Here is a 26,165-nt window from a genome sequence, read left to right on the forward strand (position 1 = left end):
GTTGGTGTTTTGACATCATATAAATACCCCTGTTCATTTTTTTACCCTATCAGATTAAAAGATATGCTGTCAACAAGATTTTTTAACAAGGAAAATAATGACCCACCAGGTTCTTAAAGTTGAAGAATAAATATCAGGCCAGGTATTTTTCGTAAGCGCTCTTCAATTTCAACGATCATGGCTCGATGCCAAGGATAGAAAATCTTTAAATTACTGTTTGTTTATATTGATTTTCTCCATCATATTATTCGACAATATTTTTGTCAGCTCCCCAATTGATCGACTATGACTTCTTTTTCAACACCTACACTGACTACAACCGACAAGGTTGCCCTTGGGCGAGAAGTACCCAATGGCAAAATAATTTTACTTGCTACCCTGGGTGGTGCTGCAATTGGTACGACCGTAGCGGGCATCCGCTTTTGCGTCGGCTTTATACAAACAATTTTTTTTGGTACGGATGTTAATCTTAACGCAGCAAGCATCGCGCCATGGCGACTCATGGCCGTTATTTTGCCAGGTAGTTTGTTGCTTGGTTTACTTCTCGTTCTTGCAGGTCGCTTTAATCGCCTTGCTATTGTTGACCCAGTAGAAGCTAATGCCCTTGAAGGAGGGAAAATGTCCTTCATTGACAGCTTAATTCTCGTTGGATTATCAGCCGTCTCCATTACGATTGGGGGCTCAGTGGGTTTTGAGGCGGCTATGACTCAACTTGGTGCGGGTACATTGAGTGCTATTGGCCAACGCTTGAAACTCCCACGCAGTGATTTAAGAATACTCGTTTCCTGCGGTACAGGGGCTGGTATTGCTGCTATTTTTGGCGCGCCCTTGGCAGGGGCTTTCTACGCTCTGGAGTTGGTTATTGGTGGTTATGGTATGCGCGCCTTGTTACCAACCCTCTTGGCCAGTGCGATGAGCAGTCATGCCATTTATATGCTTATTAGCTACCGTCCTATTTTCCTCGCCTCTAATTTAGGTATACCAGCATTCTGGCATTTTCCGCTGGCTTTAGTTGTGGGTGTTTCTGCTGCTATTGTCGGTATTGCGGTAATGCGGGGAACCACTGCGTTCGAAAATTTACTTAAATTGGTTCGGATCCCAGCAGCCTTAAAACCTGTCATTGGCGGCCTCATCTTAGCATCTATTTCTCTATTTATCCCCCAAGTCATGGGTCCTGGTCATCACAGTATTGGACAAATTCTTGCCGGCTACGATTTGATTGGCCCAACCTTGGCTCTTTTACTGGCAAAAATAGCTGCTTCAGTCGCCTGTGTTGGTTCAGGATTTCGTGGTGGTCTATTTTCTACCTCTCTATTTATGGGAGCAGCACTCGGTTGTCTTATTCATGGTCTTCTGATTGTTCCTGTCTTAGGTTCTCAGGCCCCCCTTGATCTGACCGTTATTGCCGGTATGGCAGGGGTAGCAACTTCCATTATTGGTACTCCTATCGCTATTGTCCTGCTAACGCTGGAAACAGCTGGTCTACAAGTTGGAGTAGTTACTACTGCCATTACCGTTGTCATTGCCAATTATCTCACTCGTTACTGGTTCGGTTACTCATTCTCAACTTGGCGCTTCCATGTACGTGGGAATGATTTATCCAGCCCACGTGATATCGGCCGCCTGCGAAGTTTAAAATTTGCTGATCTAAAGCTCATTAATCCACTACGTGTAACCCCTAACCATTCAATCAGTGAATTGCTGCCTCTCCTCGAAACAACAAATCAAATCATCGCGGTTGAAGAGCATAATCGTTTTATTGGTTTTATTCGCGCCCAACATTTACTTGCATCTGCGACAACAAATCCCCGACTACCACTCGATAAACTGATTGAAAAGCCAAGTTGTGTGCATGCTACGGACTCCCTAGCGCAACATATTGAATCCAATAAAGAAAATTTTATGAATGAATTGGTTGTCCTTGACAATAAAGAACAACTCCTGGGGTATACAACGGAAGCTATTGTCTTACGGCGCTATTTAGAAGAAATCCTTACTCTCGATCGCGAAGATGCTAACGCCCCCTTGGTCAACCTTCCCAATAAATCAATTTAGTAATAATTCAGAACCATATCCAAACTTTGAACAATAAATGGCGCATTACCTTTAGAAACAGGCAAAATCAATAAAGAAAACTTAATATCCTGGTGTAACTCAGGAATATAAAAAGCAAGATTGACTCGCCAGCACATTACACCACCACAATAACTCTGTGATATCACTGTAGCAGCCGTTTGCAATTGCGGGTGCAGAATCAGTTTTTGTTGATTGATCAAATTCCGTTTATCTGAAAAAAACTCCTTCATGGGCCACCAGGCTGAAGGCATGTAATATTGCTGAACGGATGCAATAGCCTCGGGAGTATCCTCATAACTGGCCGACAATGTTTTCATAAGTATTTGCTCAGCCCAGGTACAAACCCGTTGTTCACTGTCATCAGCATTCGCAAGAGAGATAAAAAAAGGTAAGACTAATAAGAAAGCAAAGAGGCGGAATTTATCCATGTTTTTCCCTTGACGCTCTTTATAATAAACTAAGTATCCCTACAATCTGATATTCGCCTTATAGTATAGCAAAAATAGAATTGACAAGCAGGGCGTTGCCCCTTACTACTATGACTACTAAAATGAATAGATGTACTTCCAATTACTGTATTATAGAGATTTTGACAAAACTACTCTAAAGGAGTTCTTTTATGCGATTAATGCATGGAGTTTTCACCCTGATGTTCTGCTTACCCACTTTCGCTGCAGAACCAGTTGCTACCACAAATGATGGTGCCGAAGCACTCCATTTAAACTGGCTTGATACGAGTATTTCACCTAATCAAGATTTCTTTACCTATGCAAACGGTACCTGGCAAAAACAAAATCCTATCCCTCCGGAATATGCCAGTTGGGGTACTTTTTATATTCTACAAGAGAAAAATCAAAAAACGATTCATCAAATGCTGATCCAGGCAGCAAATGACAAACAGGCAAAACCTGGCAGTATCGAACAAAAAGTTGGTGATTTTTATTTCAGTGGTATGAATGAGGAGCATATTAATAAACTGGGAGCCACTCCTTTAAAACCCGAGTTTGCGCGTATTGATTCCATAAAAAATTTGGCTGATTTGCAAACGGTAATTACTCATCTGCAACTGATTGGAGTCGATGCCCTGTTTGGTTTTGGCAGTATGCAAGACTTTAAAAATAGTAACGAAATGATTGGCGCTGCCATGCAAGGTGGTTTGGGCTTACCCACTCGCGATTACTATTTAAAAGACGATAAAAAATTTCAGCAAATTCGCAGTGCCTATGTGCAGCACATCGCTAAAATGTTTGAATTATTAGGCAATACCCCGGAACAAGCCGCTACAGCAGCCAAGACCATCATGACTATTGAAACAACCTTGGCTAAAGCATCGATGTCCCAAACGGCACAACGTGATCCTCATGCTATCTATCATATGATGGATACAAAACAACTCGATAAAATTACCCCCAATTTTTCATGGCCACGGTATTTTAACGCCATTGGTCAACCAGAAATAAAACGAATTAATTTAGCAATGCCTGAATTTTTTACTAAAGTGAATGAACTATTACCAAGTGTTTCTCTCGACGATTGGAAAACTTATTTGCGTTGGCATTTAATCGATGCTTTCGCGCCTTACTTATCGCAACCCTTCGTTGAGCAAAATTTCCGTATGGCCTCTGCTTTAACAGGCACAGAAAAATTACTGCCGCGTTGGCGACGAGTAGTTCATACAGAAAATGAGGCTCTAGGATTCGCTATTGGTAAGTTATATGTAGAAAAATATTTCTCGCCTGACTCCAAAAAGGAGGTATTGGAAATTTTACATAATATCCGCCAGGCTTTGCATAACGATCTAACCACACTAAGCTGGATGACTCCTGCGACACGGAAGGCTGCCCTGCAAAAACTAGCCCTGATTGAAGAACGTGTTGGTTACCCGAGTAAATGGTGGGATTACTCTACCTTGAAGATTGACCGTGGCCCCTATGTTCTCAATGTAAGTCGTGCTAATGAGTTTTTGATCAAGCGCGATCTCAACAAAATTGGCAAGCCGATTGATAGAAGTGAATGGAATATGACACCACAAACGATCAATGCTTATTACGATCCCTCTATGAATAATATCAATATTCCAGCTGGTATTTTGCAGCCACCTTTCTTTGATCCCAAAGCGCCAGCTGCTGTTAATTATGGGGCAATTGGCTTTGTTATTGGTCATGAAATAACCCACGGTTTTGATGATCAAGGTGCTCAATTTGATGGTCATGGTAATTTGAAAAATTGGTGGACAGCGGAAGATTTAAAGAAATTCCAAGATGCAACCAATTGTATTAAGAAGCAATTTTCCCAATACACGGTAGATGGTGATTTGCCAGTGAAAGGTAAACTGGTAATGGGCGAAGCGACTGCTGATCTCGGCGGGCTCACTCTGGCTTATCACGCCTTCCATGCTTCCAAAGCCTATAAAAATGCTAAAACCATCAATGGATTTACGCCCGATCAACAATTCTTTTTAGGCACAGCGCATGTTTGGGCTTCTAATGTACGCCCTCAACAACTCCGCAATATGGTTACTACCGATCCACATCCGCCTATGATTTACCGCGTCAATGGAACTTTAGCCAATATGCCGCAATTCCAGGCTGCTTTTGCCATTTCAGAACCAAGCCCAATGATTAACCAGAATCGCTGTGTGATTTGGTAATCATCAAAGATAACAAGCCCAAGAAGCTTACCCTTCACAACCTCCCGCGACTTGTTCGCGGGAATCTAAAGCCCGCTCCAGGCCAACCCTATAACCTATAACCTATAACCTATAACCTATAACCTATAACCTATAACCTATAACCTATAACCCAATTAATCATCGTGCCATGATGAACCTTCTTATAAAATAAATGTGAAATTAATTCACAAAAAAATAAATTTTTTACCATCATCTCGTTGCCAACAATATTCTCAACATGTATATTAGATATTCATGAAAAATAATTTTTAGATAATTTACTTGATTGAAGAGTAAAGAGATGAACACGACAAATATCCTATTGTTAGCAGCAACCAATGCAACTTATACAGTAAGATTTTCTCTTATCTCTATTATTTTACTCACTATTCCTCACCTGATTTATCAAGTGATTCGCCTGTTTTGCTGGCCCGCTAGAAAGCAGGGGTAGTGGAACAGGCAATTTCCTAGCAGTAGAACTTAGCTTTTCTTGCAAATTTATTAATTCATCAAAATAAACTAGCCGCAAGGTAAAGGGACTCACCTGCCTAGATTAAAATCGGGAGAAACTTATGCCTAAATTTTTTCGAAACCCCACAAGAATTGGCATACCATCCTTGTATACTTTGCCACACAGAACCTTTTCCACTCGAATTGGCGAATTCAGTTTGGCGACTACGCCAAAGCAAACGGGAAAAATAGTAAAAATACTTTTTTCAGGTAACTCTAATCCTCTTTCCACCCTTAGCAAAAACCTTATAGAACCCCATAAGAACAGTTTATTTATTGGTACAACACCGACGACCACAAGCTTAACGAGCACTTTCGGAAAGAGTGTATACCCAGGCCATAATTTTTCATTTATAACAGATGAAAATGGGGCCATTGCCTGTTCAATGAGTAAACGACCTGACACCAATCGAGTAGTCAGCAAACAAAAACGCATTCCTGATCCCCGTTTCAAAGATCTACCGCCAGATCTACGAGTCTTTCTTCCACAGTTTACTTCAGTAGAAGAAGATCTGAAGAAATGGTTTGAAAGAGCAAAATCCTTACCTCATTATCCGCTTTTTTTCCATATTATCCCTCTAGTACCCGGTTTAAGTATTAATGCAAAAACTTACCGTGAAAACGTAGAGTATCTTTTAGCAGAAAAGGCCAATTATACTTTGCACAGCACTCTGCATCCGCTCTACGACCGATATATCCCGGCAAGTAATTGTAATAGTGCCACAGAACAAGCAATCTTTGGCCCGCACACTCGATCTGTGCAAGACATGTTTTGTCAGGAAGCGGTTATGGAAATGGTCTCGAAGTTAGTGGAGGATAAAGAAAAGTATTTGCAGACCAGTGACTCTCTAGGGCTAACCCAGGGTATCGAAAAATCGGAAATTACCGAAGAAAACTACCGGGCACTTTTCACAGCGTAAGTTCTCTCTTGCTGAATAACAGGGACGTTGATCAGCAAATCTAGAGTTGCTCTAATACCTCCTGCAAATGCTTAACAGCAATCACCTCCATCGACGGCGAATTGCTTTGCTTGGGCGCATTAGCAAAGGGGACAATAGCCCGTTTAAAGCCATGCTTGGCTGCCTCACGCAAACGCTCCTGACCACTTTGTACCGGTCTTATTTCTCCTGCTAAACCTACTTCTCCAAAAATAATGGTTTCACGATCAAACACTCTATTCCGAAGGCTGGAAACTACAGCAGCCAATAAGGCTAAATCGCTGCCGGTTTCCGTGACTTTCACACCGCCAACAACATTGATAAAAACATCTTGATCAAACGTGGCAACCCCCCCATGACGATGGAGTACTGCCAGTAAAATAGCCAGACGATTATGCTCAAGACCTGCTGTAACGCGCTTGGCTTGCTGGCCATGAGCCTCATCAACTAAAGCCTGTACCTCAACCAACATTGGCCGTGAACCTTCCCAGGTTACCATAACGGCACTTCCAGGCGTTGCTTCTGGCTGACGGGACAAAAAAATGGCTGAAGGGTTAGCTACCTCTTTTAAGCCACGATCAGTCATCGCAAAAACACCTAATTCATTCACCGCACCAAAACGGTTTTTGATAGCCCGAATTACCCGAAAACGACTGTCACTCTGGCCTTCAAAATACAACACGCTGTCAACCATATGCTCTAATACTCTGGGACCAGCCAAAGCGCCTTCTTTCGTTACATGTCCCACAATAAACACAGCGGTCTGCGTCATTTTGGCAAAACGTACTAGTTGTGCTGCTGATTCCCTGACCTGACTTACCCCGCCCGGTGCGGAACTCAACGTTTCGGTAAAAATGGTTTGTACAGAATCAATCACGACAATGCGTGGTTTTTCCTGCTGGACATGACTGAGGATTATTTCTACTTGTGTTTCTGCTAACAAGCGTAAATTCGCCAGAGGTAATTGCAGACGCTTGGCTCGCATTGCGACTTGTTGTAAAGATTCTTCGCCGGTGACATAAAGGACTTTCTGCGTTTGGGATAAATTGGCTAACGTCTGTAGCAATAAGGTAGATTTACCTATACCGGGATCACCACCAATTAATACCACTGAGCCGTCCACCAAACCACCACCTAACACCCGATTTAATTCTGACAAACCGCAATCCATACGCACTTCTGCATCAAGCACAACCGCCTCAACAGACGTCACCGACGAACGCTGATTCGCATAATGCCCCATCCGAGTATTACGTCCAGCCGCAGTAATGCCTTCTTCACTCACTGAATTCCAGGCAGAACATTGTGTACACTGGCCAGCCCATTGAGAAAAAACCGCTGCACATTGATTGCAAACAAATCGGGTCTTAGTTTTCATCTGTTAACTTACTGCCTTGACGCCTATTTTTTAATAGCCAATCCTGCATGAATACCAAAAATCATGCAATTTAAATTTGCTAAGAAAAAAAATATTTTTTGTCAGGATCATGTTCTTGTTTAAAAAAGGTTCCACCAGTAAAATTATTTTATTTACTCGAAGAAAACTATTTTGAATCAATTTACCAAGAAGCCTTTTCATTGGGCAGTTGTTGGAGCTGGACCAGCCGGAATCGCTGCTGTAGGAAAGTTACTGGATAACAATATTCATCCGCAGCATATTTTATGGCTTGATCCCCATTTCAAGGTAGGTGATCTTGGCCAATTATGGCGCCATGTTTCCAGTAACACGACTGTGAAACGCTTTGTTGATTTTTTACAGGCAGTTGATTCATTTAACTATAACCACACACCCATTGATTTTCAGCTTAATCGCATAGAGCCGGAAAGCACTTGCACTCTGCTCGAGGTTGTTAAACCCTTAGAATGGGTTTCAGAGCACTTAACACAAAAAGTTGTTGCCCAACAAGCAACTGTGCATAGTATGGCCTTATCCGAGCGCACCTGGTCCTTAAATACGGATACACAAACCTTCCGAGCAAAAAATGTAATTTTAGCGACTGGGGCAGTTCCTTCAAGCCTGAATTACCCTGGTGTTGATGTCATCCCTTTCGATATAGCCATTGATAAAGACAGATTGGCTGCGACGGTCGACACTAACGAAACTTATGCCGTCTTTGGTTCTTCCCACTCAGCAATCATCATCGTGCGCTATCTGGTTGAGTTGGGCGTGAAAAAAATTATTAATTTTTACCGCTCTCCTTGTCGTTACGCAATTGATATGGGCGATTGGATCTTATTTGATAATACCGGACTCAAGGGGCAAACCGCGACTTGGGCCAGACAAAATATAGACGGCGTTTTACCTCCCAATCTTGTGCGTTACAACACCAGTGACCCTAATATCGCACGTTTTCTCCCTGAGTGTGACAAAGTCATCTACGCAGTTGGGTTTGAAAAACGCAAAAATATTGTCATTGGTGATTATGAAGATACTCATCATAATCCACATGTGGGAATCATAGGACCAGGATTATTTGGTTTGGGAATCGCCTACCCGGAAATGAAAGCAGATCCTTATGGTAGTATCGAATCGCAAGTAGGATTGTGGAAATTCATGGTTTACTTGGATAAAGTCCTATCAACCTGGTTCAAGTACCCTACTTAAGCAATTCATGCCTTCTATTTTGGGTATTGATTTTGTCGTCTCCCGGACCTTTTTCACACAAAAGCTGTTGAAACTTCATGATCAGGCAGTATACTGCCATCATTTGCCAAACCAGGCTGGCAGCGATGACAAAACCTATTCATTTTGAAAAAACCATGATTGAACTCGAAGAAATCGTCATGCAATTAGAAAAAGGGGAATTATCACTTGAAGATTCTCTAAAGCAATTCGAAAAAGGAATCACACTTGCACGCCGATGCCAGGACGTTTTAAGCCAGGCTGAGCAAAAAATTGAGACGCTCACTCTGTCTAACATCAAAGATAGCGAACAGTTCGATGGCCAATAAAAACATCAACACTTATTTAACTAATCATGAATCGGTTCTTCGCCAATTAGTTTTGTCAGCCGAAATTCCTGCTGAACAAATCAAAAATGCTATGCTCTATGCCCTTTTTCCAGGCGGTAAACGTTTACGACCGACCTTGGTCTATTTATGCGGTGAAATAATGGCCATTGCACCAGCCGTTCTGGACATTATTGCCGCAGCAGTTGAACTGACTCATTGTTATTCCCTGGTCCATGATGATCTGCCTGCTATGGATGATGATGATATGAGACGAGGTAAACCCAGCTGCCATAAAGCATTCGATGAAGCAACAGCAATTTTAGTTGGGGATGGCATGCAGGCGCTGGCCATTGACATACTTCTTACTTACTTGCCAAAACATTTATCCCTCGCACAATCAATTGAAATAACGCGAGAATTGGTAAATGCCAGCGGCCCAGCTGGCATGGTAAGCGGCCAAAGCCTTGATCTCTCCGAATTATGCAAACCTGCCGTTAATGAATCACAATTACGGCAAATTCATTCGCTGAAAACTGGAAAATTGATTCTAGCCTGTTTCAATATGGTATTGGCGGCCTCAGACCCTTCTGCGAGCACCGCAAATGCTTTACGCAGTTATGCAACCCATCTGGGTTTAGTCTTTCAAATGCAAGACGATTATCTTGATTACTATGCTAAAGGCGATTTACTTGGTAAAGGTCGGGCTTCAGACGCCGCCAACCAAAAACTTACTTTTACCAGCCTTTACAGTCAAACAGAACTTTTTGATCTGATTGCCCATCATTTCAAACTGGCAAAAGATGCGCTGACTCCCATAGGCATACTAGGAAACGATTTACTCCTCTTCACAGATTCCCTCCATCTGCGTAGTCAATAATACAGGAGCTACGCCGCTTCTCTTCGTTAAAATCAAATTTTGCCTCGGCCTCACAGTTTTACCTGCCTCCTGTAGTCAATTTCAGTCGTGCAATCTGACACTACCCTTTCCAGCTTTGTTAACCAATCTACTTGCCAAGACTGAGTTATGGTATTCTATCCTTTGCGAGTGCTTATCATGGCTACTTACGAGTGATGGAGAAAGAAATGAACCTGTTCGACCCCGAAAAATTGCTAAATATTGGTTATGCCATCAGTTTGTTTTTAGTAGGCTATATAGTCGCCAAGCGACTGGGCATTATTGCCGAACGCGCTCTTGCTAATCGCTTTTCCCGCCACCATACCATGCTCATTAATCGCTCGGTCTTTTATTTGGTTTTTACTATTTTTTTCGTCGCTAGCCTTCAGCACCTTGGTTTTCATTTAAGTGTCTTGTTAGGGGCTGCCGGCGTTTTTACTGTTGCAATTAGTTTTGCCTCACAGACCGCTGCATCCAACTTAGTGAGTGGTATTTTTTTACTTTTTGAACGTCCTTTTAAAGTAGGTGATACCGTTGAGGTTAAAGGAATCAATGGTATTGTCGACTCCATTGATTTGTTATCCACCAAGCTGAAAACACCAGACAATAAATTGGTACGGATACCCAATGAAGCCATGATCAAATCTGAAATTACCAATTTAAGTTACTTCTCAACACGCCGTATTGATTTAATTATCAGTGTTGCTTACGACTGCGACATTACTCAGGTAAAAGCAATGCTACTTACTATTGCAGATCACTGCGACCTGGTTTTAAAAGATCCCGCACCTTACGTTACCATTGATAATTTCGCTAACGCTGCAGTCGAGCTTAAATTCATGGTTTGGGTTAATACTGTGGATGTGTCCGCCACCAGAAATACCTTGCAGGAAACGATAAAGCATCAATTTGATCGTGAAGGGATAGAAACGCCGCTACCTCAAGTGACTGTGCATCGCGTATAAGATGGAGCCTATTACGCAAGGCGCACTGGGAGCCTCTTGTGCCGAACATAAAAGGGAGAAGCTTAGCGCCTGGCTAGCAGGTGCTTTAGCAGACATGGTAGCCGCTCTTGATAGGCTTATTTATTCCCCTCAGAATCGCATTAAACTATATTTACCTGGAAACTAAACAATGACCATAGCCCTACTTGCCACTGGTGATGAAATTATTCATGGTGATACCCTAAACACCAATAGCTACAACATTGCCCATGCTTTAAGCTCTGAAGGACTCTCCTTAGGCTTACAGCTAGCCTGCAGTGATAAGGAAGAAGAAATCCAGGCTTGCATCCGTTTTTTAGCAACAAACCATGACATTATCATTATTACTGGTGGCCTGGGCCCTACCTCAGATGACCGAACACGCTTTGCCCTTGGGCATTTTCTTCAAACACCCTTGATAGAATTTCCAGACGCTATTGAACATATCCGGTCCCGCTTAAAAAGCGGACATATTGAATTAAGCCCAGGGAATAGGCAGCAGGCTCTTTTTCCTGCCGAGGCAACTCTTCTAGCCAATCCTAATGGTACAGCCATGGGTTGTTATTATAGTTGGCAAAACAAACTCTTTATTCTTCTTCCTGGGCCTCCGCGCGAATGCCTGCCCATGTTTAACAATTACATCCTTCCCTTATTACAAAAGACACAACATAGTGATAAGCATATATTCAAGTGGCGCTTGTTTGGCGTTGCTGAAAGTCAAATTGCTCAACAAATCGATGACGCCCTGGCAAACATAGATTGCCAGACAGGTTATCGCTTAGAAACACCTTATGTGGAGTGTAAAGTACGCTGCAAAGAACATCTGGCCGCCACTGTCAAACAAATCATGGATCCTATTGTTGCTCCCCATATTATCGCTACACCAACCCAAAAAGCGTCTGAGTGCTTCTCTGAACGAATTCAGCAATTGCAAATGCCTATTGCTATTATTGATGAAGTAACGGGAGGCATTTTACAGACACTTCTGCAACAACCTGGCAGTTACCCCTGGTTGAAATTTTATGACAGCCCGGATGCCAAAGTTCATTTTCATTTGCAAGGGCTTAAGGAATATTGGGAGCAAAAACCCGCTGCAAACGCTAAGACTGAACTATTAATTCGTTATCAACATGGCAATAAACAAGCAAAAGAAGAGCATACGATTCCTTACCGCAGTAATCTGGTTGTCCATTTTGCCGCTGAATGGTTAAGCTTCCGCCTCTTTCATCTCATCGATCAACTGCATCAATGAATAACATAGTTGCTGTGTTCCTTCACCGGTCATAGCTGATATAGCAAATACTTTTCCTTGCCACTGCAAGCCATCAACAATGGCTTGCACGGTTTTATTCCTTATTTGCTCATCGGGTAACATATCAATTTTATTGAGCACCAACCATCGTGGTTTATCAAGTAACTCCGGATCATATTCATTCAATTCATTAAGGATTGCTTTTGCTGATTCCACGGGGTCGCTCTCATCTAAAGGAACAACGTCAACAACGTGCAATAAAACACAAGTACGGGATAAATGCTTTAGGAAGCGGTGACCCAGGCCTGCGCCACTGGCTGCCCCTTCAATTAAACCAGGAATATCAGCCATAACAAAACTTTTATGGGCAGAAACTCTCACTACTCCCAATCCAGGATGTAAAGTCGTAAAAGGATAATCAGCAACTTTAGGCTTTGCACTTGAAACAGAGCGGATTAGTGTCGATTTCCCTGCATTAGGTAAACCCAGTAAGCCTACATCAGCCAATACGCGTAATTCTAAACGCAGATGCCGGGATTCGCCTGGGGTACCAGGGCTGGTTTGTCGTGGTGCCCTATTAACGCTACTCTTGTAACGGGTATTTCCTAAGCCGTGAAAACCACCCTGCGCAACAAGCAAGCGCTCACCAGCTTGCTTAATATCGCCTAAAAGTTCGCCGGTATCGACGTCAAAAACCATGGTCCCTACAGGAACTTGAATAACGCAATCATCACCTTTCTTGCCAGTGCAATTGCTTCCCATGCCCGGTTGACCATTTTCGGCTTTGTAATGGCGTTGGTAACGAAAATCCACCAACGTATTTAAATTGGCATTCGCCTCAAGAACGACACTTCCACCATCTCCACCATCTCCACCATCTGGGCCCCCGAAAGGCACAAATTTCTCGCGCCTAAAACTTAAGCAACCATGGCCACCGTTACCGGCATCTACTTTAATCAGTGCTTCATCAACGAATTTCATGATTTACATCAACTCACAGGCTAAAAAAAAGCCCCGAATACCGGGGCCCAGAATGTGGAAAGTACGAAAATTAATTTTCAACAGCAGCGATCGTAACGAATTTACGATTTTTGGCGCCTTTGACAACAAAACAAACTTTACCAGCAACCAATGCATACAAGGTGTGATCACGACCAACACCAACGCCTTCACCCGGGTGGAAACGGGTACCGCGCTGACGCACAAGGATTTCACCAGCGTTAACGATTTGACCGCCATAACGCTTTACACCAAGGTACTTAGGATTCGAGTCGCGGCCGTTACGTGTACTACCGCCTGCTTTCTTATGAGCCATTTCTTTCCCCTCTTACTTGCTAATCGCAGTAATTTTTACCTGCGTATAATACTGTCGATGACCCATTTGTTTCATGTGGTGCTTACGACGACGAAACTTGATAATTTTAACTTTCTTATGGCGAGCGTGCTCCAGAACTTCAGCTTTAACGACCGCATTTTTAACAAGTGGTGCGCCACAGGTGAATTTATCACCATCTGCAAGCATTAAAACTTCAGAGAAGCTGATTTCATTGCCAACATCCTCGGGTAGCAATTCCAATTTAATGACATCGCCCTCTTTTACGCGGTATTGCTTACCGCCTGTCTTGATTACAGCATACATAGCTATTCTCCAACGCGCCTGCACGGCTCTCACAAATTCAACAAAGTGGCATATTCTATGAAATTACAGCGACGACTTCAAGTTGATTTTAAATTATTGTATACTGCGCCACCCTTAACTCAATTTTATTTTGGGTGTTTGTCCTGGTCGCGGGCGAAATTAAGGGTTTTACTCATTATTATGGAGACTACTGATGTCAACAATCATTTTAGAAGCTGAAGCAAGAAAAGACATAGGGAAAGGTGCGAGCCGCCGCCTTCGTCGTCTTGAAAATAAAGTCCCTGCCGTTCTGTACGGTGGCGATAAAAAACCACAGTCTATTCATTTACTGCATAACAAAGTGGTAAAAGCATTGGAAAGTGAAAGCATTTATTCCAGTGTTTTTGATTTAAAAGTCGATGGCAAGGTTGAACACGTTATTCTCAAGGCCTTACAACGCCATCCTTACAAACCTGTTATTTTGCACATGGATCTACAGCGCGTTTCTCCCAAGGATGTTCTGGTTAAACAGATTCCTATTCATTTTACTAATGAAGAAACATCGAAAGGCGTCAAGGCTGGCGGTATTATTAGCCATACCATGGTTCACGTTGAAGTAAAATGCCAAGTGAAAGATCTGCCTGAATTTATTGAAGTTGACATGGCAAACGTCGGGATGGATGACGTTATTCACTTGTCTGACTTGAAACTGCCTAAAGGCGTTCAATTAACAATCGATATCGCTGATGGCAGCCATAACTTGCCGGTTGTTAGTATTCACGCACCTAAAGTTGCAGCTGTTGAAGAGGAAGAGCAAGAGGAAGTATCCGCTGCCCCTGCTTCTTCTGCTGCTCCAGCTGAAGAAGAAAAAGGTGAAGAGAACGAGTAATCAACTCGGGATGATAGCCACTTTTAAAGGCGGGATTTTCCCGCCTTGTTTTTAGATGCCTTTTGAAACTCTACACAGTGAGACCAGGAGTTTCAAAAAACATCTGAGGCAACAGGCGAACTAGCGCACTTCGGTACTCCTGGTTCAACATGCTAATTATTTTTTAGACCTTCGTTATGGCAATCAAATTAATTGTTGGCTTACGCAATCCTGGTTCTGCCTATGAACAAACACGGCACAATGCTGGTGCATGGTTTGTCGAAGCCCTGGCTGAGCGCTACAAGGCATCTTTCAAAACGGATAAAAAGTTGCATGGTGACATTGCCAATCTGGAAATTGATCATCTTTCCTGTAAGGCTTTATTGCCTTTAACTTTTATGAATCATAGTGGTTTAGCAGCGAAAGAAACATCACAGTTCTATCGCATTAAGCCCAATGAAATTCTGATAGTTCATGACGATTTGGCTCTCCCAGCGGGACGTATCAAACTCAAAACAGGCGGTGGGCATGGAGGACACAACGGCCTGCGTGATCTGATTGCACATCTGGGCAGCGCAGAGTTCCACCGTTTACGAGTGGGAATTGGTCATCCTGGACATAAGGATATGGTTTTAAATTATGTACTGGGAAAACCTTCCCAACAGGATAGGCAATTAATAGTTGATGCCCTGGAAAAAGGCCTTGAGGTTATGCCTGCCGTATTGGCTGGCCAACTGGCAGCAGCCATGAATACCTTAAATGGTTAATCAAGGTTCAACTTTATAAATAGCAAATAAGGTATACTACAGCATAAACGCATAGAACATATTGCTACGCTCTGTGCTTTATGTGCGGAATCCAGCTTGTGCGCTGATTGAGCGCTCGGTTGATACTGTGCATAAAGCATGGTGGATAGACTATTTACGAATTTTTTGAGGGTATATTATGGGATTCAAATGTGGAATAGTTGGGTTGCCGAATGTAGGTAAATCAACTTTGTTCAATGCATTAACCAAAGCAGGTATTGAAGCGGCAAACTATCCCTTTTGTACTATTGAGCCTAATGTGGGAATCGTTACAGTACCCGATCCACGCCTTGATGCACTCAGTGAAATTGTTAAACCCCAACAAGCCGTACCCACTACCATGCAGTTTGTTGATATTGCCGGACTGGTTAGAGGGGCAGCGAGCGGAGAAGGTCTTGGTAACCAATTCCTGGCTAATATCCGCGAAACAGATGCTATTGCCCACGTTGTGCGTTGCTTTGACAGTTCAGATGTGATTCATGTTGAAGGACGCGTTGATCCCCTAAGCGACATCGAGGTGATTAATACAGAATTAGCATTGGCCGACATGGATACTGTTGAAAAAGCGCTGAATAAAGCAAGTAAAAACAGTAAAAGCGGTAACAAAGAAGCTCTGTTCGAAAAACAAGTGCTTGAAAAAATCAAAGCGCATTTGGATGCCGGTTTCCCAGTACGTACTTTAACGCTTACTCCTGAAGAAGAATTAGCCAGCCGTCGCCTATTCCTGTTGACCGCCAAACCCGTACTTTATATCGCTAATGTCGCCGATGATGGTTATGAAAATAACCCTCATCTTGAGAAAGTAAAAAATCTCGCTGAGCAGGAGCATGCCAGTGTTGTAGCTTTGTGTGCCGCTACTGAGGCGGAACTGATGGATCTGGATGAAGCTGAACGTAAAGAATTTATGACCGATTTAGGTCTTGAAGAACCGGGGTTAAATCGTGTGATTCGTGCGGGTTATGAGCTACTAGGCTTACAAACTTACTTTACTGCGGGAGTGAAAGAAGTACGTGCCTGGACAGTACGCAAAGGCGCTACAGCACCACAGGCAGCCGCAGTGATTCACACTGATTTTGAAAAAGGCTTCATTCGAGCTGAAGTCATTGCCTATGACGCCTTTATTGCTCACCGCGGAGAGCAAGGTGCGAAAGAAGCCGGTAAATTACGTCTCGAAGGAAAAGAATACATCGTCTGTGACGGCGATGTGATGCATTTTCGCTTTAATGTCTAAGGTACACGTCCTGGATTAGGCATTTCGCCTTATCCAGGACGTGTTAAACACCAGCCTCACCTTTGCACGATTTGAAGCCTTTGCAAAGCTAACTCATTGATTCTTTGTATTTCTTCAACGAATGTTTGGGCGTTTTGCTCAACCGAGCGTGCTCATTACCCTGTCGAGCCGGGGGGGCCCGACCTACATCATTGGTGGCCCGATTTCCCCGTAACGTATACCTTTCGCTATTGCCTCAGCAATGTTTTTACACTTAAGTTTCTGAAAAATAGTATTACGAAGCCACACAACCTGCCGTTCCGACACCGCAAAAAAGCTAGCAATCTCTTTAATACTTTTCCCCAGAGACGATAAATACAAACACTGTTGCTCACGCGGGGTTAAGCGCCCATCGATACAAAGCGGCCGCTGTACCCAGGCCTGTGATAACAAGGTTTGCACTTCAGCAAGCTGCTTGTTGCTAGGGTTGGGATTACCTAAATAGGTTAAGTAATCACGCGCAAAGGCTTTAAAAAACTGTTTCTGTTTCGCGGTGTGGTAATGAATAAACGCGTTTTCATTCATTCTGTTACTGTCCATGTTGTTCTCCAGCGTAGGTTGGGAAACTTACCCAACAGCTCGTCGGGTCAAGACCCGACCTACATTAAAAAGAACACGAGCAAGAGACGTGACTGTTCCTACCCGTGCAGTGAGTATTGGAAACATTCGTGTTCGTTTAGCGATTTACTTGCGCAAATAGCTAACAAAACCTAAGGGTCACGTAGAAAAAATGGGGATTTTAAGCCGTTTCTTGCGAAGGAAACGTTGAAAAAAGGAATACAAATGAAATAACATGACGTCAGCCATAATTTATCTCCTGGATAGATTGTGGTCAGCTGGTAGCGGGGGATGGCCGTCCCTCCTATCAGCGCTTTTTTAACGCAAATAGATATTGCCCAACCATATTATTTTATTCTGCAGTGAGTTGCAAGCCCGGGTGCGAACCCGGGAATTTAAAAATTCCTATAATTATTAATATCGTAGGTTTAATCACAGCGCTGCCTCCAAGCTACGCCACTGGGATTAAAAAATTTGGTTTATAAACCACTTCCCGACGACAGCGCTTCGGATAATACTTCTTCTGGCGGCAATTCATCCACCTCCAACCTATCCAGCTTGATCTCTTTAAGTGAACGCCCACAGTCAATATAGGCAAAGGCATGTGCAAAATCGTGTAACTCCATTTCAAACGTTGAACTGCCTGTTGATTTAATCATTAATTTCACGTTGCCCTCTTTATCGCTTATTTCATGTGATTGTCTTCCACCGGAGAAAAAATAACGCAAAAACCAGGGCATATTTTCATGGTGAGGATTGCGTAAAATAACAAATTTTCGATGACTGATTTCACTTTCGCGAAACCCCATAATCGCATAGGTGTGTTCGGCAGTAATGCCGATGGGCGGCATTTGCTTCGCATCCGCAACCACAGGCCGTTGTTCATCGTAAGCTTGGATTAACTCCTCATAAAGTGCCAACTCATCTTGGGAATAATGGGTTTCACTAGGTAAAATTTTGCTTTCCTTAATCCAGGCTATGACAGCGTTGGATGCAGTGACAGTCGCTGGTTTATTATAAAATTCCTGCCGTTGCTCAATAAAAGCAATCATATCTTCCTCAAAAATCACCGGTTTTGAAGCCAGGAATTTTTCCAGACTTGGGCGCTCTCGAGTTACCATTTCCCACCAGATATGAAGAAAATCTTCATCACCAGCAAATACATGCTTGACCAAATTGGCTTTAGTGGCCATTTTGTCCTGCGGCCGCAACAATAACATCAAGGTATGAATATCTTTACCTGAACAACCATGCGTTGTTTTTTGATACAAGGTAGACAAAGGAGTACGCGCCTGTACAGGCAAGGTTATGCTTGTTTCAAAACCACCAAGCATAGTCCTTAAAGCAGTGCGACTATCGCTCTGATTAAGTACTTCATTATAATCACCGCCTTTAAAAGCAACAAAAGCCTTTTCCAGAAAGCGAACCCATAAAGCACCAGAACTTAGAACGCCCCAGGAGGTTGGTAATGATTTTTCAACAGCAATCCACTGCGGTTTATCATTTTTAAAAAAATGAACATAAACTATCCCATTTTTTTCAATAAGCAGGTTTCGAATATAGGACTCTCCATCAGGGAGAGCAAGAATCGCATTGATAACTGACAGGAAATCACAATCACCACTACGGACTCCTTGTGCAACATGAGTAATTGATAATTCCTTGGGATAAAATACTTCTTTTTGCGGCGCGTGTCTTACAGCAAAAAAGCCATAACTTCCTCGTGGGTTTTCAACTTTTGGAATATTCTTTAATCGCACCATAGGTTCAACCTGGAAACATACCAACTACGTTAAATTTAGTCGAGTTTTATTCCCTGTGCATAAAATTAAAAGTTTTCTCATAAAAATGAATAGCATTTGCATACAAACTCAGTCTATTGGACAAGCAAATTAGACAAACGCTTCCTGACACGTTGCTTGTGACCATTAACTCGCTTAAAAAACTAACAAAGAGTTATTAATTGATCAAAAATAAAACAAAAATAGCCTATACTACTGAGACAAAGACCAATAATTAAAACGCCGCAAACCAGTGAAGGTTGGCACAATAGATTGATAGATAATTATGGCAGTTTAGCGTGATCTTTTTTAACTAAAGGGAGTTATTACTTGGAAATGAAACCCATTTCCTTTGTTGAAAGAGATAAATTAGCCATGAGGAACCAAGATGTATCTGGTCAATAAATTAAAAGTGTTTGCAAGAGAACTATCAACTTCCAATAGCGATCGGGGACGCCAATACAGGTTAATCCATAACATCAGTATCGAACTTATTATACTCGGTTTATTTTTACTCTATATCAATTTTGCCTGGCATATGTGGATGATGGTGCATTTGGTGATTGCTGCCTGTGGATTTGCTGCACTTAATTTGATCATCTTAAAAAAAACCCAGAATACAGTCCTCTGTGGACATTTCCTCACTTTTTTAGCACTGATTATTACTACCTTAGGGAGTTACTGGATGGGCGGTTTATCAAGCTCCTATTTTGTCTGGTATTACGTCATTCCAATCCTGGCCGCTGTCACGATAAGCTGGTATGGCTTGGTTATTTATGCCGCGCTGTGTCTAGCCATGGTAGTCTTTTTTTCAATGCAGGAGCTTACGCCGATTTACCAATTAGCACCGTCCAATGAACTACTCATGAATTTGATTAATATCTCTTTCTCTTTATTTGTCATTGCTACCACCTTATATAGTGTTTTACGTGAAAATGAGCAATATGAAAGGTTATTAAGTGAAAACAATTATCTATTACAGACCGATAAAGAAAAATTCCATTACCTGGCTCGCTACGATGCGCTCACTAATTTGCCAAATCGCACCTATTTTCAAATGTATATTCAAAATATGCTTGAGGCAGCTCTCAATAAAAACTATTGCATCACTTTCTTTTTTATGGATTTAGATAAATTCAAACATGTCAACGATCTTTACGGGCATGAAGCCGGTGACTCCTTGCTGTCACAATCCGCCAAACGCCTGCAAAGCTGTTTCAGAGAAAAAGACTTTCTCGCCAGACTGGGGGGAGATGAATTTATCGCCCTTATCATGCATCAACATGGGGATAAAATTCCTCAAACCATTGCCAAGCGCATTTTGCAGCAATTTAATAAACCTTTTAACCTGGGGGCGCATGACATTATTTGTCAGATAAGTATTGGTCTGGCTGTGTATCCTTTCGATGCATTCAATGCCGAGGAATTGCTCGCCAAGGCCGATGAAGCCATGTATAGCGCCAAAAAAACAGGAGGTAATACTTACCACATTACCAAACGAGTTAAACGAATCTATTCCTGAGCATTCAAACAAAGTCTGTTACCCACATTAAGCCGCCATGCCTAAAGTACAGTATCCATAGGGCTATTAGGTCCTTATAACCGATATAAGATGGTTTTCCCTTGTTCTTGTTAGGGAAGTAAACTTGACATTAGACCAAGCCAGCCTTAGCATGCATACATTCTATGTTAGAGGATAAACAATGACGGTTGCCCGTTTAAGAGCACTGGTTAGTGAAGATTTTGATGCAGTAAATGCTCTAATCATTGATAAAATTCAATCACAAGTCGGTTTGATCGATGAGTTGGCACATCACATTGTTGAAAGTGGCGGCAAACGTTTACGACCCTTATTAGTATTGCTAGCAAGCCATGCCTGTGCCTATCGAGGCCAAGATCATATCGCGCTCGCTGCGATGATTGAGTTTTTTCACACGGCAACCTTGTTGCATGACGATGTTATTGATGAATCCACTCTCCGCCGCGGGCGTGAAACGGCCAATGAAATATGGGGCAGCAAAGCCAGTATTTTAGTAGGAGACTACTTGTTCACCCAATCCGTCCAGCTAATGGTGAATGTTAACCATCCTAAAATTCAACGTCTATTAGCGGATACTTCCCATCAAATCAGCTGTGGTGAAGTAAGGCAATTAGCTAATCGCCATAATTTTTCGATTTCCGTCGATGATTATTTTGCAGTGATTCGAGACAAAACAGCCTTGTTATTTGCTGCTTCTGCTGCAATTGGTCCTTTGTTATCTAATGCTGGTGAAGAAATTGAAAAAAGCCTGTATGCCTATGGCTTGCATTTAGGGAATGCCTTTCAACTCATTGATGATGCTTTAGATTATTGCTCTGACGCGAAAACAATTGGCAAAAATATTGGTGATGATTTAGCCGATGGTAAAGCCACCCTCCCCCTGCTCCATGCCTTAAAACATGGTACAGTTGTACAGCAACAACTGATTCAAGAAAGTTTACAGGAAGGCAGCTTGCGAAACCTCACTGCTATACTGGAAGCTATTGAAGCAACTGATGCTATTGAATATACGCGGAATTATGCAGCACTTGAGGTCGATCGGGCTTTATCGGCACTACAGGTTTTACCCGATAGTGTTTATAAGGAAGCACTGATTGAACTTGCACAATTCGCCATTAAACGTGACCATTAAACGGAGTGTAGCTCAGCCTGGTAGAGCACTGCCTTCGGGAGGCAGGGGTCGCAGGTTCAATTCCTGTCACTCCGACCATATAACTCAATGAGTTAAACATTTCCCTGCCCCAAAATGATCTAAAAGGGATTACTCCCACTACAACCCAGTAAGCACCTGCTCATTTAAATGAGACTATAATTTAAACAAGGTGTTATTGAGTCAAGTACCTATGCCTTCACTTCCTCAAGAAGTCTTAATTGCAAAAGCAAGCCAATGGCAAAGCCGTTTTCGCGGCAACACTGCCGATTTCAATGATGAAGTAACGAATAAAGGAGTTTGTTTAGGTTTAAGTGTTTGGCGTCTGTATTGCACGTTAACTGGAAAATACAAGGAATATGAAAATCTATTAAAATTGATTTATGAAGCAGACCCTCTTGCAGGCAATATCAGCCCTGAGGTGCATCAAGCATTCGAGACTTTTATTCAAAACACAATTTGGCTGCATCGTACCTTAGGCATTGAAGCGGGTACAACCCAGTCTCATATGCAAGGGGCTTTAGAAGCATTATTTAAACGAAAAGGGGAGGCTTTTCCCTTAACCTATCATCATCAATTAGCTGGTGTTCTCAGCGAAGAAGAATTGAAAGCCATATTATCCACGTATTTAACCATCAACCCAAATTTACAACAAGGTGTAGGTTTTACTCTGGGATGTCATGAACATGCCCTATCGATAACACGAGTTGGTCATCAGATTGAAGTGGTTGATCCTTCTTATGGGACAGTATGGTCCATTGAAGTACCACAAAAAGGAACAGCCGAAGCGAATGCAGCAGCACTTAAAGTCCTAGTAAATCAAATGGTTGAAGAAGTACTTAGTAGCGCGCTGCACTTTGATGAAGCTGAGTTTCAAGGTACTTACCACGGTATTCGTATGCATGTCTATTCTCGCTTGCATAATCCAACTCCAGCAGTATTACCTACTATTTATCCACCTGCTACCGAATTACTAACCCCTTTGTATGAAAAAAGGAAAGATTCACTGGCGCAACAAGGGGCGAAATCAAAGGATAATGCATTAGATTTTGCCATTCAAAATGGAGATTCAAAATTAGTGCTTTATATTGAACAATCTCTCGCTAAGGAGAAGCTGGAAACTTGCATAAAACACGCATTGAAAACGGCGGTATCTTACGGGCAGTTTGAGTTTGTAAAACGCTATTATAAAAAAGAACACGTGGATCAAAATGTTATGGTCGAAGCATACTCGAGTGGCGATCCACAGATAATTAATTTTCTTCTTGAAAAAGGCCATCGTTTTGAGAAAAACGCATTTGAGCATGCCCTTGCGGAATCCGCACGAAAAGATCAGGGCTATACCTTTGCTCTACTGATGGAGTATTACCATAAATTCCATACCGAGCAACCAACTTTAATCAATCCGGCTCAATTAGTCACAGCGGGTAAAGAGCGCATGCCCTTATTAAATATCGCTGCGAAACATACGAGCGTTGAAGTAATGAGAATGCTCTTAAAAGCAAATGTTGATTTATCATTAACCGATGCATCAGGAAGAAATTGCCTACATTATCTTTCTCCTCAGCAAACAAAACTTTTCGTCGATATTGCGACTCGCAAGCCTGAGTTATTACTTACAAAAGATAAAAAGGGTCAATCTCCCCTATTTCGATTATATAAAGAAGGCAGGGAGTCATATGAACAAATTTGTACACTACTCATAAAAAAAGGAGAGTGGTATGAATCCTATATACTGGCTTTAATTCATAATAACCAAAACATCATCAAACAATGCCGCGAGAATATTCCTTTTTCCACAATGCTTAAGCGGGAAGGCGATTCAAGAGCAGGAATAAATCGTTTTGTTGAACTATGTGAAAGAACCCAATTTGAGGATGGACGGGCAGCACCCTTTATTCAAGCCTTGGCTGGCATGAATTATAGAGAACAGACTCAAGATACCTTGCATGATATTTATCTATTGGCCCTCAAACATGCTCATAAAGAAACGATTACTTCGGTACTACAAGTTCCAACCTTTGATCAGAATGCACTCTTTAAAAAAGGCCCTGTAGTTGCTTTACACCCATGGCCTCAACTCACTCAGAAACCTGAGTTATTTGATCTGATTGCCTCAAAGATAGATATCAGCAAGTTATCGCAAGACAGTTTAATTGAATATTATTTACTCGCCTTACAGCATAAAAAAATCGACCTTTGCAAAGAAATCAGTAACCGTATTGTGGATAAAAGTGCTCTTTTGCTCATAAGTCCACGGAGTGGGACAGATCCTTACGATTTTTTTGAAAAAGATGAAAGTCTTTTTAATCAAATCATAAAACCTATCGCTGTAGAGGGTTTAAAAGCTGAGGCTTTAAATCAACTATATAAACTAGGATTACTGCATAATAACCAAGATATTTACAGTAAATGCATTAAAAAATTACGAGAAGATCCGCGGTTTGTCACTCGTACCGATGATTTAGATTGGTGTTATCAGAAACAAAATCATGTTCTATTTAAAGAGCTGTTTGCCATTAAGGCCGTTAACGAGGAATGGTGCAAAAAAACCTTTATCAAATCCATGGATGAAAATAACTATGAAATTGCCGCCGGCATCTTAACGAAGTTCCCTCAATTTGTGAATACTGAAACCGATAACATTAATGGCTCCCCTCAATTGCCTTTGTGGGTTGCAATCCACAAAAAAGATGCCGTGCGCTGTCAATTTTTACTCGAACATAATGCAGACCCTTACAAAAAAAGACTTAGTGTGACTTTAATGGCAGAAGGGCAGCGACGTGAACCCTTAAAAAAACTGTTTGATTCCTATGATGCAGGTATTAAAGCAACGCAAAAGCAATTTTTAGACGTCTTCGAACAATTAAAAGAACATAAGCACTGGAACCTAAAGCAAAAATATTGATTCTTTGGTGATTATGTTAATGCTATTTCGTTACCACTCGGTAATAACAAAATACTGCATTTACCCAGGGAATTAAAAGAAACTTTAGAACTTATCCAGAAAGCTTGTCAGGAAACGAGCCTTCCCCTGTTAAAAGGACATGTGAACAAATTAACTCTAGGTATTAATGCACTACCAGACAAAATAATGCCAGTCGCCTTAAAACAAAAATTGATAGAAGCAGTTCTCCCCTCCAAAGGAGTTGCTCCTGTTCATAGAGAGGCAATACAACAAATGAGGGTGGGACCTGCTTAATCCCTATTCATCTTCAAAATTTTTTGAAAGATCCAGCTTTAGGTAGAGGCACTTTGGCGACAGCTCTGCAAGATATTATTAGCCTGTCAATCTATTTTATAGGAGCCACTCTTCTGTTATGAGTACGTCTTTTGATTTAATCGAACCTGTCGTCATCTCCACAGCGTTTAATCCATCAGCTAATTAGCTCAAAACATAGTCCAATCAATCTTTGAATCTGAAAACAAGAACTCAAACCATGTTACATTTCATAATGAAAATACTTTGTTGATTGAAACGGCCACTTCCTGTGCGATAAGACGCTGCGACGTACTAAAAGAGACTGTACCCCCATTAAGACCTCCGTTAATCTCAGGAGAGAAAGATAGAAGATTATTTGCTTTATAATGGTCCGTGATCGCATAACTATAATTGAACTTCAGGAACCAGGTAGGATTTAAGTAAAACGCCATGCCGGCCTGTACTGCACCGCCCCATACCCATTTTGTATTGGAAAAGCCATTAAGATTACCAGCGTAAAGCCCAGAAACTGTATCAGCGCTCACATCCACCGTGTGTTTTGTTCTGAACACAGCAGGACCTGCTCCGAGGTATATAAAACTATTGGTCAATGAACGACCAATAAATAGCGGTAACATGAGTTTATCATTCACTCTGGTTTGGATAGAGCTCATACTGATTTCATCGGTAACGTTAACAGAGGGGTTTATAAAATTGATGGAAGTCCCAGGTTCCTGGAACTGGTTATAACTGATTATTTTTGCTCTTGAATATTGGTATAAAAATTCAATCCCCCACAACCATTGACCGCCACTAATAGGTTGAAAATAACCGAGCTGGCCTTCAGGAGCAAACACCTCTTTTGTCTTCGAATAAGAACCCGTTGCCCCCGAAAACAAGCCTATAGGCACAAAACCACTGGTCGCATTCAGGCTCCCAGACATCTCGGAATTAATACGGAAAAAATTATAGCTGCCACCCAAGCCAGCGAAAAAACCTGTTTGATTAATTGGTCCAGGGGAATTAATAGTCGCAGCAAATGTTGCTGAAATGGATAGACTCAAGACCGGTATACACAATCCAGTATATTTCAAA

The 26,165-nt window shown here is 42.0% G+C and carries 23 protein-coding genes and 1 tRNA gene; 16 read left to right on the forward strand and 8 right to left on the reverse strand.

Annotation, left to right across the window (positions count from 1 at the left end):
• Positions 1–285 precede the first annotated feature (285 nt).
• Positions 286–2,055, forward strand: a complete 1,770-nt coding sequence (locus Lfee_RS10860) for a chloride channel protein (protein ID WP_058446700.1) — start codon at positions 286–288, stop codon at positions 2,053–2,055.
• On the opposite strand, the gene Lfee_RS10865 is transcribed toward Lfee_RS10860, so the two are convergent.
• On the reverse strand, positions 2,052–2,504 hold the full coding sequence (locus Lfee_RS10865; protein WP_058446702.1) for a DotI/IcmL/TraM family protein: 453 nt from the start codon (positions 2,502–2,504) through the stop codon (positions 2,052–2,054). The genes Lfee_RS10860 and Lfee_RS10865 overlap by 4 nt on opposite strands.
• Before the next feature lie 221 nt (positions 2,505–2,725).
• Here Lfee_RS10865 and Lfee_RS10870 point away from each other — a divergent pair, with 221 nt between their 5' ends.
• From Lfee_RS10870 to Lfee_RS10875, 3 genes are all read left to right on the forward strand, one after another.
• The gene (locus Lfee_RS10870; RefSeq protein ID WP_238584923.1) at positions 2,726–4,726 is read left to right on the forward strand and encodes a M13 family metallopeptidase; all 2,001 of its coding nucleotides are present in this window, start codon (positions 2,726–2,728) and stop codon (positions 4,724–4,726) included.
• Between the two features lie 322 nt (positions 4,727–5,048).
• Positions 5,049–5,198, forward strand: coding sequence for a hypothetical protein (locus tag Lfee_RS17045; protein ID WP_156413386.1), 150 nt, complete (start codon positions 5,049–5,051; stop codon positions 5,196–5,198).
• A 121-nt stretch (positions 5,199–5,319) separates the two neighbouring features.
• Positions 5,320–6,177 carry a hypothetical protein gene (locus Lfee_RS10875; protein WP_058446707.1) on the forward strand — a complete coding sequence of 286 codons (858 nt, stop codon included), beginning with the start codon at positions 5,320–5,322 and terminating at the stop codon, positions 6,175–6,177.
• Positions 6,178–6,217: 40 nt separating this feature from the next.
• Here Lfee_RS10875 and radA read toward each other — a convergent pair whose 3' ends face one another.
• Positions 6,218–7,573: a DNA repair protein RadA gene (gene radA / locus Lfee_RS10880; RefSeq protein WP_058446709.1), complete on the reverse strand. Its 1,356-nt coding sequence runs from the start codon at positions 7,571–7,573 to the stop codon at positions 6,218–6,220.
• 171 nt (positions 7,574–7,744) lie between these two features.
• Between radA and Lfee_RS10885 the strand changes: the two genes are divergently transcribed.
• The 5 genes from Lfee_RS10885 (at position 7,745) to Lfee_RS10905 (ending at position 12,277) form a co-directional block, all read left to right on the forward strand.
• Positions 7,745–8,800 (forward strand): FAD-dependent oxidoreductase, encoded by a 1,056-nt coding sequence (locus tag Lfee_RS10885; RefSeq protein ID WP_058446711.1) that lies wholly within the window; start codon positions 7,745–7,747, stop codon positions 8,798–8,800.
• A 125-nt stretch (positions 8,801–8,925) separates the two neighbouring features.
• Positions 8,926–9,147 (forward strand): exodeoxyribonuclease VII small subunit, encoded by a 222-nt coding sequence (locus Lfee_RS10890; RefSeq protein WP_058446848.1) that lies wholly within the window; start codon positions 8,926–8,928, stop codon positions 9,145–9,147.
• Positions 9,137–10,024 carry a polyprenyl synthetase family protein gene (locus tag Lfee_RS10895; RefSeq protein WP_058446713.1) on the forward strand — a complete coding sequence of 296 codons (888 nt, stop codon included), beginning with the start codon at positions 9,137–9,139 and terminating at the stop codon, positions 10,022–10,024. The genes Lfee_RS10890 and Lfee_RS10895 overlap by 11 nt, the downstream gene beginning before the upstream one ends.
• A gap of 206 nt (positions 10,025–10,230) precedes the next feature.
• Complete coding sequence (locus tag Lfee_RS10900; RefSeq protein WP_238584919.1) at positions 10,231–11,007, forward strand: mechanosensitive ion channel family protein; 777 nt, start codon at positions 10,231–10,233, stop codon at positions 11,005–11,007.
• A 169-nt stretch (positions 11,008–11,176) separates the two neighbouring features.
• Positions 11,177–12,277, forward strand: a complete 1,101-nt coding sequence (locus Lfee_RS10905; protein WP_058446716.1) for a competence/damage-inducible protein A — start codon at positions 11,177–11,179, stop codon at positions 12,275–12,277.
• On the opposite strand, the gene cgtA is transcribed toward Lfee_RS10905, so the two are convergent.
• The 3 genes from cgtA to rplU all read right to left on the reverse strand — a co-directional run bounded on the left by cgtA (position 12,233) and on the right by rplU (position 13,916).
• Positions 12,233–13,258 carry an Obg family GTPase CgtA gene (cgtA, locus tag Lfee_RS10910; RefSeq protein ID WP_058446718.1) on the reverse strand — a complete coding sequence of 342 codons (1,026 nt, stop codon included), beginning with the start codon at positions 13,256–13,258 and terminating at the stop codon, positions 12,233–12,235. The two genes, Lfee_RS10905 and cgtA, sit on opposite strands and share 45 nt — an antisense overlap.
• 70 nt (positions 13,259–13,328) lie before the next feature.
• A complete protein-coding gene (rpmA, locus tag Lfee_RS10915; protein WP_058446721.1) occupies positions 13,329–13,592 on the reverse strand; it encodes a 50S ribosomal protein L27 in 264 nt (87 codons plus the stop codon).
• A gap of 12 nt (positions 13,593–13,604) precedes the next feature.
• Positions 13,605–13,916: a 50S ribosomal protein L21 gene (gene rplU, locus Lfee_RS10920; protein WP_019218292.1), complete on the reverse strand. Its 312-nt coding sequence runs from the start codon at positions 13,914–13,916 to the stop codon at positions 13,605–13,607.
• Positions 13,917–14,109: 193 nt separating this feature from the next.
• Here rplU and Lfee_RS10925 point away from each other — a divergent pair, with 193 nt between their 5' ends.
• From Lfee_RS10925 to ychF, 3 genes are all read left to right on the forward strand, one after another.
• Positions 14,110–14,784, forward strand: a complete 675-nt coding sequence (locus tag Lfee_RS10925) for a 50S ribosomal protein L25/general stress protein Ctc (protein ID WP_058446723.1) — start codon at positions 14,110–14,112, stop codon at positions 14,782–14,784.
• Between the two features lie 176 nt (positions 14,785–14,960).
• Positions 14,961–15,530 (forward strand): aminoacyl-tRNA hydrolase, encoded by a 570-nt coding sequence (gene pth, locus Lfee_RS10930; protein ID WP_058446725.1) that lies wholly within the window; start codon positions 14,961–14,963, stop codon positions 15,528–15,530.
• Positions 15,531–15,708: 178 nt separating this feature from the next.
• A complete protein-coding gene (ychF, locus tag Lfee_RS10935) occupies positions 15,709–16,800 on the forward strand; it encodes a redox-regulated ATPase YchF (protein ID WP_058446726.1) in 1,092 nt (363 codons plus the stop codon).
• Between the two features lie 183 nt (positions 16,801–16,983).
• Here the strand turns inward: ychF and Lfee_RS10940 are convergent, their stop codons facing one another.
• Positions 16,984–17,379, reverse strand: a complete 396-nt coding sequence (locus Lfee_RS10940) for a helix-turn-helix transcriptional regulator (protein WP_058446728.1) — start codon at positions 17,377–17,379, stop codon at positions 16,984–16,986.
• Between the two features lie 497 nt (positions 17,380–17,876).
• Complete coding sequence (locus Lfee_RS10945) at positions 17,877–19,160, reverse strand: C2 family cysteine protease (RefSeq protein ID WP_058446730.1); 1,284 nt, start codon at positions 19,158–19,160, stop codon at positions 17,877–17,879.
• 406 nt (positions 19,161–19,566) lie between these two features.
• Here Lfee_RS10945 and Lfee_RS17685 point away from each other — a divergent pair, with 406 nt between their 5' ends.
• The 4 genes from Lfee_RS17685 (at position 19,567) to Lfee_RS10965 (ending at position 24,776) form a co-directional block, all read left to right on the forward strand.
• Positions 19,567–20,700 (forward strand): GGDEF domain-containing protein, encoded by a 1,134-nt coding sequence (locus Lfee_RS17685; RefSeq protein WP_064088270.1) that lies wholly within the window; start codon positions 19,567–19,569, stop codon positions 20,698–20,700.
• A gap of 181 nt (positions 20,701–20,881) precedes the next feature.
• Positions 20,882–21,850: a polyprenyl synthetase family protein gene (locus Lfee_RS10955; RefSeq protein ID WP_058446732.1), complete on the forward strand. Its 969-nt coding sequence runs from the start codon at positions 20,882–20,884 to the stop codon at positions 21,848–21,850.
• 1 nt (position 21,851) lies between these two features.
• Positions 21,852–21,928 (forward strand) — tRNA-Pro (locus Lfee_RS10960).
• Positions 21,929–22,061: 133 nt separating this feature from the next.
• Positions 22,062–24,776 carry an ankyrin repeat domain-containing protein gene (locus Lfee_RS10965; RefSeq protein WP_058446734.1) on the forward strand — a complete coding sequence of 905 codons (2,715 nt, stop codon included), beginning with the start codon at positions 22,062–22,064 and terminating at the stop codon, positions 24,774–24,776.
• A 542-nt stretch (positions 24,777–25,318) separates the two neighbouring features.
• Here Lfee_RS10965 and Lfee_RS10970 read toward each other — a convergent pair.
• Positions 25,319–26,164 carry an outer membrane protein gene (locus tag Lfee_RS10970; protein WP_112854776.1) on the reverse strand — a complete coding sequence of 282 codons (846 nt, stop codon included), beginning with the start codon at positions 26,162–26,164 and terminating at the stop codon, positions 25,319–25,321.
• Between the last annotated feature and the right edge of the window lies 1 nt (position 26,165).

This window comes from Legionella feeleii, from assembly GCF_001467625.1.
Classification (GTDB): Bacteria; Pseudomonadota; Gammaproteobacteria; order Legionellales; family Legionellaceae; genus Tatlockia; species Tatlockia feeleii.